General features: G+C 51.1%; 12 protein-coding genes. 8 read left to right on the forward strand and 4 right to left on the reverse strand.

What is annotated here, in order from left to right:
- The first annotated feature begins 180 nt into the window (after positions 1-180).
- The 3 genes from VE954_RS11500 to VE954_RS11510 all read left to right on the forward strand — a co-directional run bounded on the left by VE954_RS11500 (position 181) and on the right by VE954_RS11510 (position 5,458).
- Entirely contained in the window at positions 181-672 is a 492-nt protein-coding gene (locus VE954_RS11500; RefSeq protein ID WP_324952792.1) for a DKNYY domain-containing protein, read from the forward strand.
- Between the two features lie 317 nt (positions 673-989).
- Entirely contained in the window at positions 990-1,688 is a 699-nt protein-coding gene (locus VE954_RS11505; protein ID WP_324952793.1) for a hypothetical protein, read from the forward strand.
- Between the two features lie 200 nt (positions 1,689-1,888).
- Entirely contained in the window at positions 1,889-5,458 is a 3,570-nt protein-coding gene (locus tag VE954_RS11510; RefSeq protein ID WP_324952794.1) for a hypothetical protein, read from the forward strand.
- Between the two features lie 470 nt (positions 5,459-5,928).
- Here VE954_RS11510 and VE954_RS11515 read toward each other — a convergent pair whose 3' ends face one another.
- Complete coding sequence (locus VE954_RS11515; RefSeq protein WP_324952796.1) at positions 5,929-6,255, reverse strand: hypothetical protein; 327 nt, start codon at positions 6,253-6,255, stop codon at positions 5,929-5,931.
- 796 nt (positions 6,256-7,051) lie between these two features.
- Positions 7,052-8,524 (reverse strand): PLP-dependent aminotransferase family protein, encoded by a 1,473-nt coding sequence (locus tag VE954_RS11520; protein WP_324952798.1) that lies wholly within the window; start codon positions 8,522-8,524, stop codon positions 7,052-7,054.
- 91 nt (positions 8,525-8,615) lie between these two features.
- Between VE954_RS11520 and VE954_RS11525 the strand changes: the two genes are divergently transcribed.
- Positions 8,616-9,170, forward strand: a complete 555-nt coding sequence (locus tag VE954_RS11525) for an FMN-binding negative transcriptional regulator (protein ID WP_324952800.1) — start codon at positions 8,616-8,618, stop codon at positions 9,168-9,170.
- Positions 9,171-9,374: 204 nt separating this feature from the next.
- A complete protein-coding gene (locus tag VE954_RS11530) occupies positions 9,375-9,599 on the forward strand; it encodes a CsbD family protein (RefSeq protein ID WP_324952801.1) in 225 nt (74 codons plus the stop codon).
- Between the two features lie 103 nt (positions 9,600-9,702).
- Here the strand turns inward: VE954_RS11530 and VE954_RS11535 are convergent, their stop codons facing one another.
- Both VE954_RS11535 and VE954_RS11540 read right to left on the reverse strand, forming a co-directional pair.
- Complete coding sequence (locus tag VE954_RS11535; protein ID WP_324952803.1) at positions 9,703-10,434, reverse strand: S1 family peptidase; 732 nt, start codon at positions 10,432-10,434, stop codon at positions 9,703-9,705.
- Between the two features lie 490 nt (positions 10,435-10,924).
- On the reverse strand, positions 10,925-11,185 hold the full coding sequence (locus tag VE954_RS11540) for a GlsB/YeaQ/YmgE family stress response membrane protein (protein WP_324952805.1): 261 nt from the start codon (positions 11,183-11,185) through the stop codon (positions 10,925-10,927).
- Between the two features lie 625 nt (positions 11,186-11,810).
- Between VE954_RS11540 and VE954_RS11545 the strand changes: the two genes are divergently transcribed.
- From VE954_RS11545 to VE954_RS11555, 3 genes are all read left to right on the forward strand, one after another.
- Complete coding sequence (locus tag VE954_RS11545) at positions 11,811-12,275, forward strand: DUF420 domain-containing protein (protein ID WP_324952806.1); 465 nt, start codon at positions 11,811-11,813, stop codon at positions 12,273-12,275.
- A gap of 317 nt (positions 12,276-12,592) precedes the next feature.
- Positions 12,593-12,985: a hypothetical protein gene (locus tag VE954_RS11550; RefSeq protein ID WP_324952808.1), complete on the forward strand. Its 393-nt coding sequence runs from the start codon at positions 12,593-12,595 to the stop codon at positions 12,983-12,985.
- Between the two features lie 133 nt (positions 12,986-13,118).
- Entirely contained in the window at positions 13,119-15,926 is a 2,808-nt protein-coding gene (locus VE954_RS11555; protein ID WP_324952810.1) for an alpha-amylase family glycosyl hydrolase, read from the forward strand.
- Positions 15,927-15,938: the final 12 nt, after the last annotated feature.

Genomic DNA, 15,938 nt, shown 5'->3' on the forward strand with positions numbered 1-15,938 from the left:
AACGATACTCTTGGGCATAAGCTGAAATTCATCTATGATGCGGTTTAGGTGCTTCTGCATCATCGGCTCCTGTGGCTGGAAGGTTTGTTTAAAGTTCTTCCAATTTCGCCGCAGGGGCTTATTTTTTCAATGTTTCATAAAGTTGGGTCGTCCTTGACTTAACAGAAAAACAATCTCGCCGTGTACCATTATCGCGAACGGGTAGAGCATGCAGATCTGGCAAGCTTTGAAGTATTAATAGGCAGTTATGCTCAGGACAAGTCAAAAGTTTACTATGGAGGCAAGACCATTGAAGAAGCTGATCGAAACAGCTTCCAGGCAATAACCGCTGGTTGGGCGAAGGACGGAAATCACGCCTATTTCGATGGTCAGATTGTCGACGGAGCAGACCCTCAATCTCTCACATTAGACGCGAAAAATCCTAAATACGCTAAGGATTCGACTAAGGTTTTCTACCAGGGCAAGATGATTCCCGGAATGGATCCGCTGGGTTTCACGTGCCTCGACAGTAGCTTTTGCAAGAATGGCAACCAGGTTCTTTTCATGAACCAGGTGGTATCCGATGTTGATGCTGCCTCGTTTGCCGTGGATTCATGTGCGGACGAATTCCCTAAACCGCCCAAACAAATGCTTTGCTCCGAACCGAGGAAAACTCATATGCCAGGTGCATGACAAGAATCGGAGTTTCTCTCTTGAGCATTAATCAAAAAAAAAGTTTAATTTTTCTTAACCATTCTGCGAAAAAACATGGTTGTTGTAAAGCTGCCGCGACCATGTTTAAGCACCGCTCCATCCTTCATTCATCATTTACAAATTCTCCTTTAGATTTTGCACCCACCCCTATGTGTCGATAAAGATAAAACGCTAATGTGCAAATTTATACTTTTCACGAACGATTTGTCATTTGTCCCGTGGTGGGATCAATGAAAACCCACTCGATGCTGACGGACTGCGATTGACCGCAGATTCCGGTTAGGGAAAGGTTTCGGATGATTGCAGCGAAAGACTACATGGGGTCATTGAAATGGGTAGCTGGACATTTGCTGTGCGCGACCTTTTACCTATCGCCACTGATCGGAAGTGTTGCGATTCATGCTTCCCCCTACACGTCCGATTATGGCCAGAAATTCGACAAGTCTGACCTTGTGGTTATAGGGAAGACAAAGTCAATTCAGTATCGGGACTTGTCGCAAGGTTCAAACGTTAATGTGTCGACAGACATTACGGTTGAGATCAGTCGTGTCATTAAAGGCGAAATCAAATCAAAAGAAATTACGCTGACTTTCAAGGGTGGCTGGCATGATTCGAAGATGGTCATGATCGCTGGTTCAGCAGCTATGCAGTTTGAGGTTGGTGACGAGGACCTGCTTTTCATTTCAAAAAACAAGATCATGCCTGTGGAAGAGAACGGGAAGCTCCCCATCGTTGAGGGTGAAGTTTTCGACAGCCGTGGGCATCAGTTTTCAGTTGTCGAAGGGAAGCTTAGGACATTCAAGTCGGCGAAGAAGTTAAAAGACACCATTAAGACAAAAAACCCAAAAAACGGCGTGGAGCTCGTACTGGGGTACCAGACGACTCAAGTGGAGGTGCACTCACCGAAGTCTCCCCCCGGGGGAGCACAGGAGAAGCCGTCGGCTTTGGGCCTAGACTCATTCATCAAGGAAATCACCAAAGGCGGGAGCAAATGATTAAGTCAAATCTTCTGTTTATTATGGGGATACTGCTCTCTCTTTTGAACTTTGCTCAAAATGGATTCGCATACACAGTCCAAAGATGCTCAAAACCTTCTGCTGGTATATCTAATAAGATCGTCGCGCTTGAACGGAACTACCTGGAGTATCACTTCCCTGATAATCCTCATTTTCAGGACACCGCCAAGATAGTTGAAATGAAAGCTCAGTTTGCCATCGCAGTTCAGAGATGGAACGACGCGTTTCCCAATTTCCAGTTCCTTGAGACAGTCTCTGCGGGGACGCCGGTGTATCTAACGCTTAACGGCGAAGATGAAGATGATGATAATGATGGAGTACCTGATGTTGAGGATGCTGATGATGATAATGTTGGCAGAAGCAATGTCATGTCAAGTGTGAATGAGAACTGCCAACTCCAGGTTTTATCCATTAATATCGTGTATAAGAGTGCAACGTTTGACTCGACCGATGATGTGTATGGCTCTGGTATTGCTATTATTCTGCACGAGCTGGGCCATGCCTTGGGACTGATGCATACCTGGGACTCCTACAGTATCATGGGAACGCACTATACGCATTTCAATACTCATCTCACCGGCGGGGCTTCGGGCAGCCTCAAAGGGATACATTACATGCCCGGTATAGATGCCACTGCAGGGGCTGCTTCCCTGTACGGCCGAACCCCGGGAACCGAGGTCGGTGTAACTTTCATGGACTTTAGCGGATTATTCAGCAACACTGGCGGCTCGGCGGGCGGTTACGCAATCCACATGCGCGTGCCTCAGAGTGCTCCAATTTATTACATTGACCAAGCTTATGGAGTGTTCGACCAATATAATGCGGACGGCAATCACAATTTCAATGCGAATTTCCTATATGAAAACTACAGTGATTCGCCCAAAAGTGTGTGGCTGGATTTTTATTTGTCTGACAATGAAGCCATATCTGAACAAGACCGGTATTTGGCATCGGCCTCGTTTGAGATGGGTCCGGGCTGGACGAAGGTTCCTGTTGACGTTCAACTTCCGAACGATCTTAGCACTGGCCGCGGTTATTATCTCGGAGTTAAAATATCTGTGAGTGAGCCGGAGCTAACAGATAAAAACAATACCAGCTTTATACCGATCTATATCAGGAATGGAAGGCCTCTTGCGTATCCCATGTTTATGACGGGCAAGTTCGGCCAGGCAACCGCGATTCCTGTGCCTACAGCCAGCATCCCTCAGTCTTTCGCTGTCGTGAGGGCGCCTGCAGAAGGTAGCACGTATTTCAATCCCTTCTTACCCGTACCGTTCACTTATACCCCTCGAACCGGCTTCCACGGTTCCGATATGTTTGAGTATCACGTATGGAACAAGTATGGAGTCAGCTACGACCAGTTCTACTATGTTCATGTTCCAGCACCGATTGCAGAAGTCACAGCCATTTATCAGAAAGTCTATGGTAGAAATCCATCGGGCGCAGAATTGGACAGTACCCTGACCTCCATAAAAGACGAAAGACTCACTCTCACGAAAGCTGAAGAGAAGGTCATTAACACACTATATCTGGAAGTGCTCGGACGCCCGGCGACTAACGAAGAAATAGCTCAAGGCCTGGCCTATAAGGGAACCGAACCATTGATTGTTTCCGTGAGCATGAAGCCGAAGGCAAGTTGTGGCAGCATTCCGGATGGAAGCTCCGCACAACGCCTCAAATACCAGAGCGGTTCCGTACCCTATGATCAGCGTTGTGTTTCCGAAACGCAGACAGCTGTCTGTAGCAAAGGAGTACTAGGCCCATGGTCGGGAACATTCACTTACGATAATTGCACAGTTGCGGCTCCGTTAGCCTGTGGAGCCACCCCCCACAATGGGATCGAATCAAGAGTCATGTATCAAACGGCAAGCGTCGCAGCTGGTGCCACCTGCGTGACAGAGACCCAAACAAAAACTTGCTCCAATGGGCAGTTTGGCTCTTTCACAGGCACTTATACGAACGCGAGCTGCGCAGAGACCCGGTACAAGTATTCTTTTGTTTCGGTTTCAGGCACCTGCCAGATGGAAACTCAAATCCGCACTGCAACTGGCGGCGCTTATGGAGTGTGGTCAGGAACATACACCCTGGATTCATGTGTGGAATCGCGGACCCGTTACCAAGCAGCAACTGTACCCGCTGGTTCCAGCTGCGTGAGCCAGGTTCAGACAAGAACATTTTCAAGCGGGAATATCTCGGCCTGGACCGGCACATACGTGAATGCGAGCTGTACAGTGCAATCAACTCTGGATTCTGATGGCGATGGTGTTGCCGATGGCAGCGACCGCTGCCCTGGCGAAAACGATGCTTTGATTGCTTCGAAGTGGGTCGATAAGGATCTTGATGGTTTCTGGGTGAAGCTTATCAATCAGTGTCCATCAGCACCTGGGCTTGCTGCCGCCAAAAGCCTATTAAAGACGAGCGGTGATCCCTATGCAATCGATGACAATGATAGCCTGCTGGCGAAAAACTATGACAAAACAATGATCACAATCACTGACACTGCCGCCGTGGATTTTGACCTGGATGGAGTCCTTAACGAAAATCACAGCGTTTACCTAATCGCCAACCCTTATCAATGGCTGGATTTTGCTTCGAAATGCTCGAGCAATACGGGTGTCTTATCAGCGTGTTCAAAGAAGCTGAAATTGGTTCAGGATATTGATATGTCGTCTATTAGCATGGCCGAGCCCGGCCACGCTGAGATCAAGGCAGCCTGCGACATGAATTCTGATGGTGATACAATCGATGCGTCGGATAAAAAATGTCTTGAACTCTCGAGCACAAAATACTTGGCAAGCGCTCCAGAAAATAGCACATGGTTTACGGGTATGATCGATGGTTCAGGATATAGGTTCAGCAATCTGCGTGTTAACCTGCCAGCGACAGATGAAGTCGGAGCTCTGGTCCGCTCTCCATGGGGGGCTGTGATCCGCGATATCCACCTTGACAAAATCTCCGTCAACGGACGTAACAAGGTTGGAGCTGTTGCTGGGTGGTTTGACGGTGGCGTGCTCAAAGGGATCTCAACCCGTGGCCATGTGAAAGGTCGAGCCCACGTTGGCGGTGTGGCAGGCGAAGTGAACGCCAGCGACAGCTCCGGTTATCCCCTTCGGAAGGTTTCCGTTCTGTTGAATCTGGCGACCGTCCAATCCACATACAATGATCTCTGTGGGGTGGGTGGTGTATTTGGTGTGGCAGGCGGCGAATATCCAGGCATCAGCATGGATCAATTGGCAAACCACGGAGAGGTCCAGGCAGGATCTTGCGTCTGGGTTGCCGGTATGGTCGGCCTCCAGGGCAATGGGGCCAAGATCTCTGACTCGTATAACATTGGCCGCATCACAGGTCGCTTGGCGGTCGGAGGTATTTCCGGTTTGGAGACCAATACAGCCAAGGGGGTGAACAATGTCTATTCAACCGGTTCGATCGTTGGTGGCACCTCAGCTGGCTTTATCGTCGGAGAGCATCAATCGACCCTGGCATTGACCGGATTCTACCTGAGCACGGCGACGATCTCGGGTGGCAATGATGGAGTTGGGGTGGGCGCCAACTCCAATACCGTTGCGAAAACCGCAGCTCAGTTGAAGGCGCTGGCTACGTTTCCTACCGCGACCTGGTCCATATCCACCGCAGGAACGTCGACCTTATGGTATATTGAACCAGGCAGCAGCTATCCTGGTCTCAGCGCACTGAAGAGTCTCTACGAACCCTGCCCGGCGACCAGCGCACTTCCCGGCAAGTGCCCTTGATTGAACCCTGGGGCCTCGTATGAGGCCCTCGTTTTTCTGAGGTGGTCGATGAATTTTTGCAGCTTAATCCCTGCGCTTTTTTTATTTGCGGCCTGTGGCAAAGGTAGCGATGAAACATCGACGCCGGTTTTTTTTTTACAGAACATCTTCTGAAAGATTCGATCGTTCTTAGTGTCACGCGTCGGGATCCCAGATCCTGGCCGGTACCTACGGAGGTCTTTACATTTCGACTGAAAAAGGGCAAACCTGGAGCCATCGAACATCTGCAGTCGGCTTGGCCGCTACAAATGTCCTGAATGTTTTTGCCCCGCTTCCTTGCGGATTTAGTTTCGTGGAGATTCCTGGTATCCAGGATCGCAGGGCTCTCATCCGCCTTAATCTTGATGTGTCGAAAGATTGGACTCATCGAAGGCATAAACGCAGGGCACGCCTGAAAGCGGATCCCTGCGGGTTCTTCGATAAGCGATCAATTAGGCGACGTTTCCAATTCGGATATCGGGCATGCCAATCACGCCGCTTTTTTCCATGGTCTCTTTAAGTTTGGGATCGGCGACGAATTTCTGCGCCGCATCCACGGATGGAGCAAAGAAACCGACGTGAACGAGATTTGGCTTCTTTGCATCCCGAGCCAGAAAAGCCTGCTTAAAGCCAGCGGCATCGCGAGCTGTTTGATTGGCATCAAAGCCTTTTTTCCAAGTTCCAAATTCCTTGACTTCGTGTGACACGAAAACGATGACTTTCAAGATGCGACTCCTCTTTCTGGTAAAATAAAGTCCTTCGAAAAACCAGGTCTGCATAGCAGTCTCCTGGCTTCGGTGTTCAGAAGCAGACTTCGGTCTTTTAGTGGGATAAATGAAATCAGGCGGATAAATCATATAAACTAGCTAATATCATACGTTTAATTTTCCTTTTGGGAAGACGGAATGGTGCAAAATGTTTCGATGTGCTTGGCCTTCATCCTCCTCAGCCGGGAGCTTTGTATGTATGCATTGACTTTATGGAAAGGTAGTAAAATTAGAGGCGTTCAAGGAAGTAAGAATATGACCTCGGACAAGGAAAATTAACCTTAATGATCAAAATGCTTCCGCCGATTTTAGGCACTTGGGGAGTGAATGCTTTTATATCAATCGCCTTTCGCGGCCCTGTCGTCCAGTGCAGCTTTGAAAGTGCCTCGGAGCCACTTGTGCTCAGACATCAATCCCTCGAGCTGGCGAATATGACGAGATCCACAAAATACCAGAATTTTTTGCAACAGAACGTGGCCGGTCGAGAGGACAAAACGATGGGTCATGCTTTTAAAACCTCAAGACTCAGACGGGTGTGCCCATGAAAAAGGTCCAGAACCACCAAGCCGCGACAAAGAGAATGCCGCCCAAAATCAAAAGACCATAGGGTTGACGGGCATGGTGCGCAAGACCGGATCCGGAATGTTTGGGTTCACGTTTGGGTTCTGTGGTAGCTGACTTAAGTGCCTCGATGGGAAAGTGTGGGTCCGCCAACGGCATAAGGGAGGGCCGTTGGATGGCTCTGGACTTTGCATGGGTTATGCCACCACGCAATCGCACACAAAACGACGCATGACACACACTCCTGTCAGCCCTTGGCCTGCATCGCGCGCTGCAGGATTTTCAAAGCCCGATTCATTTCCCGCTCATCATGCGCGGCGAATCCCAAACGCAGATGACGCGCTTCGTGCTGCCTGCCCGGCGCCAGATAGAGGTGCTCGCTGGAGAGCAAAAGTCCTTCCCGCCGTGCCCTTTCCGCGATCACCTGTGGATTTCTTTTGAGATCCAACCACAAGTTCATGCCGCCTTTGGGCGCCACGAACGACGTCTCCTGACGAAAAAATGAGAGATTTTCCAGTTGCTCGACCAAATGATCCCGACGGCCTTGATAAGTACGCCGCAGTCGGCGCAGATGGCGCCCGAAGCCACCGTCCTGAATCCAGAGAGCCACCGCACGCGACGCCAAAGTCTCATTCACGCGTGAGGTATAGGCCTTCATTTGCAAAAACCAGGGTAGAGCCGCGGGAGGAACGGCCATGAAACCCAGCCGGGCCCCTGGAAAAATCAGCTTCGACAGCGTCGAAACATAAATAACCAATTGCTCAGGATCCTCCGCCGCCATCGGCAGCGGTGGAAAGGAATCAAAATGAACGTCGTGATCGTAGTCATCTTCCAAAAGCGGCACCCTATGCTCGCGCAGAACGGCCATGACGCGGGCTCTGCGGGCGGGAGTCAGAGTCACTGTGGTCGGATACTGATGCAGTGGCGTGAGGTACAAAAGATCAATGCGCCTCGTCTCCAGCTGCCGTTCCAAATCCTCGGGAATCACTCCTTCCCCATCCAGACGAATCGGCACCAGCTCGGCTCCAAAATGCCTAAAACATTGCCACGCGGGTTGATAACCTTTTTCCTCGACGGCCACCGCACTGCCTGGCTTTAAAAGAAGACTGGCCGTGATAAAAATGGCTTCCTGGGACCCTTGGGTCAGAATCAATTCCTGCTGCCCCAGCTGCCTTTGCTGTCGCACCACATCACTCAGCAGGGACAGCAGCAGGGGATCACCACGTGCCCCCTGATAATCCAGATGCGAGGACAGCTGCCGCAGCGCGCGTGAAAAACAGGATTTGAGTTCAGCCACCGGAAACAATCGGAGATCCGGGACGCTGCTCTGCAGATTATAGGGGAACTCGCCCACATTCTCCTGCCCCGCCCGCCCCAGCTGGTTCAGCTCCCCGTCCCGCTTATCCAGTTTTTCAAATAAAATGCCACGACGCGTCGGTGGGATAACCATCGGCGCGTTCGCCCATTCGTTTGGAAAATCTTCCGCCACAAAATAACCAATCCGCTCTTCGGCGCGAATCCAGCCTTCCGCCATCAGCTCTTCATAGGCGATGCGCACGGTATGTCGATTCACCTGCAATTGATCGGCGAGACTACGGGCTGACGGTAGAGGCTCACCCGCGCGCAAAATCCCCCGTTGAATCGCCTCCCGTAATGCGCGAGCCACCTGGCGATAGAGGGATTCCGGACCTTCATTCAGAGAAATATTTAATAAATTCATTAACTTATTCTGGTATAGAGGGAAAATGCAATCTGGTCGTTTGCACTATACCAGGACTCAGGCACAGTGAAAAGCCTAGGAGGACCGAACCATGCAGCACTATCCCATCTATCAGCCTCAGTCACCGCGGATGATTCAGCAATTTCTGGAAAAACGCCCCTATTGTGTTCTGATCACGCACGAGGAACGAGGGCCGCCGACCACGGGTTTTTTCAATCCCTTGGTCGAAGGCGAGAGCATCTACCTGCATCTGCATCGGCAGGATCCACAGTTGAAACAGCTTCAACTGCACCCGGATGCGACGCTGGTGTTCAACGACTATCATGGTTATGTTCCGTCCTATGCGAAAGACCCTGAGGATGCGAGCTTTGCCACTATGTTTTATCGCTTCGCTGAAATCAGGGCACGAGGCCTCGTGATCGACAGCATGGAAGAGAGCGCCGCCGTACTTGAACGTATGATGCAACGCTATCAACCGGAAGGCGGCTATCGATCGCTGATCGAGCATCAGGAATTTTACGCGCGATCGTTGCCCATGATCCGTGTCATTCATTTCAAGGTGGAAAGCGTGCAAGCCAAGTGGAAGCTGGGACAGAACCGCACAGCTATCGAGCAGCTTTACGCCCACAGTTTTATGCACACGTGATGACGGTCAAAACATTTAACCGCGCACATTCATGACGTCGAGTTGGTTTTTGCCTGCAGCTCTGTATGAAACACGCTTCATGGCTAGGTTCGCCTCTTGCAGATTTTCGCAATGATCTATGCTTTTTAGCTCTGGCACGCATTGTGAAGTAGTCAGGTCGAGTTCACGACGTGAATTCACACTCACCAGAACCAGGAGGCAGTTATGAATTGGGATCAGGTTGAAGGCCAATGGAAAAATATCAAAGGTACCATTCGTGAAAAATGGGCAAAATTCACCGATGATGACATTGAACTGATCGCCGGCAAGAAGGATCGCATGGTCGGCAAACTCCAGGAACGTTATGGACTGGCTAAAGAAAACGCCGAAGCCGAACTGGACCAGTACATCGCGTCCATGGACAGCGAACGTCGATCGTCCATGTCCTAAATATTTGAGTGGCTGTCAGCAAACTCACAAGAGCCATTGGCTTGGAACGGAACTGGGACTTATTTTTGACCCAGTTCCCTCGAAGCCAATGGCATTGCTGTTTTTACAGACTCACGCCGGTCCAGCCGCGCAGCCAGTTCAGGTGATAAGCAACATTGGTGTAAACGCTCGATCCGCCGCAGCCGGCCTGCCCGCGCGAGGTCGCACCGATCACCTGCAGACTCGATCCACTCGTCACATAAGCCGGTCCACCGGAATCACCGTAGCATGATCCTGTTCCACCTTTATAAACTGTGATCTCATTGCTGGTCTTGGACGTGACGCCGACACTGGTGTAATACAGTCGACCGCTGCCACCCGATTGGGTTTGGCCGAATCCTGCGAGAGCCAGGCTGCTGCCCTGGGCAACGGTTCCCTTGTAAATCGCCACCGGTTTGTAGCCAGCAGGTGCTGCTGAACTCAATTCAATGACGGAAATATCGGAGGGAACCGCCTTGTTGAAGCTGCCTGTGTAGCCTGGACTCACTTCGTAGTCGGCGGCCTTCACGTACTGGAATTCAGAACTGCTGCGACCAAACCCGATGTAAAGTGTCCCGCCGAAATTGGACAGGCAGTGTCCGGCTGAAACCACAAAATTCTTGTGGATCAGCGTTCCTGTACAAAACACCTGACCATTGCTTGAAACCAAAGCCACTGTCGATTGCTCGATGACGCCGCCGTCCGGAGCCAGCGTGCCGTTGATAATTTTCGATTCACTGGTTGCGGGTTCACCCGTACCGCAAGCCGAAAGTGCCAACATCGCCAAAGGCAGGCTCAAAATTTGAATAGAACGCATCTTCTCACTCCTGTCTGAAAACAAGAAAAAAATTAATTTGACCAAACAGCCAAGGGTTTCGCATGTGCGATGAGAAATGACAAGCATGCTGGGTTTCTGAAATATGCAATTGACAGGCACTACAGAGGATCGCTAAGTAACCTATGACAGTGCCATTCAAGTAGGTGAAATTTTAAAGGAAGGTTAATTTTGTATACAATGGCAAAACGCAGGTCTCATTTCATTTTTAGAAATGATGAGGATGGGAGCGAGAAAATAATGTGGGCTTGTTCTGCGTGCATTTTGTGCAAATTGCAATCCCGTAGGCTGACTGCGATTGGAGACGCATTGAGATTACGAAGGAAGGGCAGCGGCAACAGCCGGCGATTCGAATGACCTTTGGTCTCCACGTTTTCACGCTTGACCTTACGACACCAGAATCCTGGGCGAAGATTCGAATATCTTCGCCGGCTGTTTTCGCCATTCAACAGGAAGTCTCAAATCAATCGACTCAGTGCGTGAGCCTGCTGCGTCCAGAAAATGCTCGGTAGATGGCGAGCAAAATCATAGCGCCGATGACAGATGCAATGAACCCGGCTGCTTCGCTGTTTCCGTAAAGGCCCATGGCCCGTCCGAGGAAGTTAGCCGTGAGTGCACCACCGATACCCAGAAGGATAGTGATGATGAAGCCACCAGGATCACGACCTGGCATCAAGAATTTAGCAATCAAACCGACAAAAAAACCAATGATGATCGTCACGATGAGTCCCATGAAATAACCTCCTATGGACATGACAGTGCTACAGGACATGACTCTGCAACAGGCATTGCAAGAGCCAGACCACGTGACGACAAACCTGAAAAAAGGATCAGGAAAACGCTCGATTTCATGCTTCGAAACAGAGCGTAACGCTCGGTATCAATAGGGTTCAGCTCACTGTTGAGCCTGCTTCATTGGTGTCGCAACCCGGTTCATTGCGGAGTATCGTATGCCCGGTAACTGCCTGTTTCCAACTTCACACGTTCATGATTCAAGATAGTATTGACTCCAGGAGATGATGCACCTGAACTACGGGTCACTTCGTCCGTGATACCCTTATCTTGGTTAACAGACCCTAAGAAATCTCCCGCAACCCCTCTGATGTCATTGCCAGAATTACAGCGCAACCACATGAGTCCATAAGCTCCGCGGCTGGTCTTGTATGGTGTTGAGTTTTGGTGCTTCTTCATGCGCACCGACGCTCTGCAGTTTTTCCGCGACGATGTCCTGCGCCACCATCACAGCGACTCATCGCTCGCGGCGGGCGGCCGGTTTAAGGTAAAATCCCTATAAATGTGCCAACGCTTACCAGAGGGCAGGCCAGAACCCAGACGTATGTCTTCATAAGGAGTTAGCTGTGGATGGATGGATGCCCCTCAGCCGTGCCAATTTTGTCTTAAATTTTATTGCCTTGGCCATGGCTGCCGTGATCCCGGTGATGCTGGTCAGTTGGTATCAGGTCCGGCAACACCGGAACTATGGACTGCATCGGCGACTCCAGATCATCCTGGGTGTGGTGCTAGGCTTGGCCATTCTGGTCTTTGAACTGGATATGCGCCTGAATGGGTGGCGTCAGTACGCTGAAGCTTCCCCGTACTACACCACCTTCGTCATGCCCTCGCTTATCTTTCACCTGTGCTTTGCGATCCCTACGTTTTTCCTGTGGATTTTCACACTGTCCCTGGCCCTCAAGCAACGCATCCACATCCAGAATGGCAACCATCGATCCCGACATCGCTTTTGGGGCCGCCTCTCAGCTCTGGCCATGATCGGCACGACTTTGTCGGGCTGGTTGTTCTTTTGGCTAGCGTTTGTGGCATAATAGAAGGAAATTACAGCTGAGTCCTACCCCAACGTTGGCGTGCGCGACGGTTTGGGTTATGTTTCTTGCAAAAATGGCTCTGTCTAAATATACTTTCTGGGTCGACGAGTCGAAAAGCTCGCGTCTCGATTGAGCTTTTACCCGCGACTCATATGTCTACTATTCCAATCCGAAGAGTTTGACGTTCCTTCGGTCGAGGTCAACCGAACTTTGGAGCATTCAGTCGGTCGAAGTCTACCGAACTACGCAGCAGTCAGTCGAAGTCACCAGGAATTGGAATTTTCCAAGTCCTTTTCACCTTTTAAGGAGGCTTTGTCATGGCATCGAATAAGCCCTTGGACGGACTAGAGTCCAGGGCCATCGCAACATTGAGAATGGTGACCCCGGGTGGGATCCCCCTGCAGCTGTCGCAGGACGCCATGCTCTTTCTGATGGAAAAAGTTCAGGCCGGTGAACGCAACCTGGCGCGCAGCATCATCAGTCGCTGCTTGAATGTGAACGACGTTGTCGCGGAGTATTGTCTGCGTCATCTCGAAGAAAAATTGCGAGATGAGCCAGCGTACGTTGATCGCGTCATCACCCAGCTGAACGTGCTGCCAGCCGCGCAGCCCAGCGATCAGCTCAAGTTTCTGCACTATGCCTTCGGCGTGCACGGCATCGTCTCCAAGGCGATACTCGATCACATCCGCACCGCTGCACCAGCTCCCTGAGCGAATTCCAAGCTACCATTCGGTTTCTTTTCCCTCAGGGGCTCCCCCGGAGCCTTTATTTCCTTCCCTCGATTGATTAAGTTAGCCAGCGCAAACATTTGTACCTGAAAAATGTGCGGAAGGAGTCTGTGCTATGAAACTATGGCAAAAGCTGGCGCTCGCCTGTAGCCTGCTCACGCCCTGGGCCGGCCTGCATGCGGCTGGCCCCAATTGGAATCGCCCTATCCATGACGAAGTGTTTTATTTCGTGGTGATGGATCGCTTCAATGACGGAGATCCGGCCAACAACAAGGCCTTTGATCGACTGCCGGTCCAGGACAAAGACACGAAGGAAGATATCGTACGGCACGGCTATCAGCCGGAGCTTGAGAATTTTTATCATGGCGGTGATTTCAAAGGGATCATCCAAAAGCTCGACTATCTCCAGGGCCTCGGCGTGACAGCCATCTGGCTTTCCCCGATCCTGAAGAACCGGGCCACCCAGGTGGGTGATGGTCCGATCGGCGCCAGTTCCGGCTATCATGGCTACTGGACGCTCGATTTCACCACCGTCGATCCCCATTGGGGCACCGAAGAGGATTTCCAGAGTCTGGTCGACGAAGCCCACAAGCGCGGGATGAAACTCTTTATCGATGTCATCACCAACCACACGGCCGATGTCATCAGCTATCGGGAATGCTGGGACTGCCCCTACCGTTCGCGCGACGATTATCCTTACGTGGCCACCAAAAATGGCAAGAAGCTGAATGAAGGCTTCGTCGACGGCGATTTCAGTGCCGAGAATTTCGCTCGATTCAAGGATCCAAACTATGCCTACACCCCTTATATCTTTGATCCCAAAATTAAAAAGAAACCCGACTGGCTGAACGACGTCACACTGTATCACAACCGTGGAAACTCGACATTTTCTGGCGAAAACTCCGAGATGGGGGACTTCTACGGCCTCGATGACCTGATGACGGAAAATCCCAAGGTCGTGCAGGGCATGATTGAAATCTATGCGGACCTGATCAAAAAATACAAGTTCGACGGTTTCCGTATCGATACGGTGAAACACGTGAACATTGAATTCTGGGAACAGTTTATTCCCGCCGTTCGCAAGGCTGCCCATGATGCCGGTGTTCCGCACTTTTATATGTTCGGTGAAGTCTTTTCTTCGGAACCCGCGGTGCTGAGCCGTTATACGCGCCTGGGCAAGTTTGATTCGGTGCTGGATTTCGGCATGCAGAGCGCAGTCAAGGACGTGTTCGCCGACGAGCATGGCGTCGAACGTCTCCATGAATATCTGGCTCAGGATGATATTCATCGTTTGGCCAGCGCGCCGCAGAAGATGATGAACTTCGTCAGTAACCACGATATCGGCCGACTCGCTTACTTCATGAAAGAGCATTTCAAAAATGCTTCCGACGATGAGCTCCTGAAACGCCTGACCCTGGCTCACGCATTCATGTACTTTGCGCGGGGTGTGCCCATCATTTATTACGGGGATGAGCAAGGCTTTGTGGGCAAAGGCGGTGATAAAGGGGCGCGCGAGGATATGTTCGCCTCCAAGACGAAAGCTTATCGGGACATCAAACACGTCGGGGCGCCCTTGAACCCGGACAAGGACAGCTTTGATGTCAATCATCCCTTTTACAAAACCCTGGCTGGTTTCGCCCAGATTTATAAAGCCCATCCTTTGCTGCGCTCGGGCGAATATGTTCCGGTTCGAGATTTTGGCCCGGATGTGCTGGCCTTCCGCCGCTCGCAATTCGACAGTAATGAGGATTACCTTTTGGTGTTCAACGTTAAGAATACCGAGCGCACCATTCCCTGGACTCGAACCGGCTATAGCCTGGTGCACCCGGCCGGCACGCTTGGTGGACAACTGAGCCTGCCGCCGTTATCGTTTGCGATTCTCAAAGGTTCCAAAATCAAGGACAAGGCTCGCATAGCCCTGACCCCACAGTTTTCCAACCTGGAAGAAGGGCAAAGGGTGGCTGATCTCTTCTTTGGCGAAGTGAAGGTGCCCGAGGAAGGTGAATACAAGGTCGTGTTTTCGGCAAAATCATCCAAGGACAAGGATTTCAAACCGCTTTACACGGATTTTAATGCCCCCTATCGCGCTTACATCGAAGGCAGCCACTATCCCAATGGAACCGACCTCGTTTTGAAAGCCGATGTGACCGCCCGCAGTGGGGCCAAGGCCAGTGTGCAGCGTAAACTGATCGTCGATGCCCGCGCTCCTTTGGTGACCGTTCATTATGAAAACGGCAATAACCGCAACCGGGTTTATACGCTGAGCCATCGCGGCAACATCGCCGTGCCGCAGACCTTCGACAAGGGCCAATTCACCTTTGCCTGGCCCTTGCAGGAAGCCAAGGAAACCCTTATTTTTGAAGGTTTGAGTGATCCCAAGGATGATGAATCGGTGACCTTTGACCGTCCCGTTCTTTTAAGCTTCAAGGATCACATCAATCCCTATATTCAAGCCGGCCCGCAGGGTGCGCCGGTGGTCACAGTCTATATCAACAATAAGCATGAGATCAGCTTTGACGCCATGAAACCTGCACCCGAGCAAAAGCCGACCACGTTGCCAAGCAACCGCAAGGTCGAGGCGCCTTTAGGCAAAAAAGCCCTCTTTGTGCGTGGCAGTATGAACAGTTGGAATCCGGATAACGAACTCGAATATGAAGGCAACTATACCTACCGCACCCAAATTAAATTGGGCAGCGGCGGCGCCGAGTTCAAATTCGCTGATGAAGGCTGGAGCGCTGATAAAAACTTTGGAGCGCCGGTCGAGGAACAGGGCCTGACCAGCTCGGGTGGCAGCAGTAACCTCAGCTTTCAGGTGCCCAAAGGTCAGGACGGGAAATATGTTTTTGACCTGATTCATATCCCGGCCAAGGATCTTGCCAGTGAAAAGCCACTGACCTTTTTCCGCGTGGAAAAAGCGCGTTAAAGAGAAGGCAGG

The sequence above is a fragment of the Oligoflexus sp. genome (assembly GCF_035638955.1).
Lineage (GTDB): Bacteria > Bdellovibrionota_B > Oligoflexia > Oligoflexales > Oligoflexaceae > Oligoflexus.

Coding starts and splice junctions, on each gene's coding strand:
- VE954_RS11550 (WP_324952808.1), top strand. CDS start 12,593: ATGGCATCGAATAAGCCCTTGGACGGACTAGAGTCCAGGGCCATCGCA.
- VE954_RS11555 (WP_324952810.1), top strand. CDS start 13,119: ATGAAACTATGGCAAAAGCTGGCGCTCGCCTGTAGCCTGCTCACGCCC.
- VE954_RS11535 (WP_324952803.1), bottom strand. CDS start 10,434: ATGCGTTCTATTCAAATTTTGAGCCTGCCTTTGGCGATGTTGGCACTT.
- VE954_RS11540 (WP_324952805.1), bottom strand. CDS start 11,185: ATGGGACTCATCGTGACGATCATCATTGGTTTTTTTGTCGGTTTGATT.
- VE954_RS11505 (WP_324952793.1), top strand. CDS start 990: ATGATTGCAGCGAAAGACTACATGGGGTCATTGAAATGGGTAGCTGGA.
- VE954_RS11520 (WP_324952798.1), bottom strand. CDS start 8,524: ATGAATTTATTAAATATTTCTCTGAATGAAGGTCCGGAATCCCTCTAT.
- VE954_RS11515 (WP_324952796.1), bottom strand. CDS start 6,255: ATGCAGACCTGGTTTTTCGAAGGACTTTATTTTACCAGAAAGAGGAGT.
- VE954_RS11510 (WP_324952794.1), top strand. CDS start 1,889: ATGAAAGCTCAGTTTGCCATCGCAGTTCAGAGATGGAACGACGCGTTT.
- VE954_RS11525 (WP_324952800.1), top strand. CDS start 8,616: ATGCAGCACTATCCCATCTATCAGCCTCAGTCACCGCGGATGATTCAG.
- VE954_RS11530 (WP_324952801.1), top strand. CDS start 9,375: ATGAATTGGGATCAGGTTGAAGGCCAATGGAAAAATATCAAAGGTACC.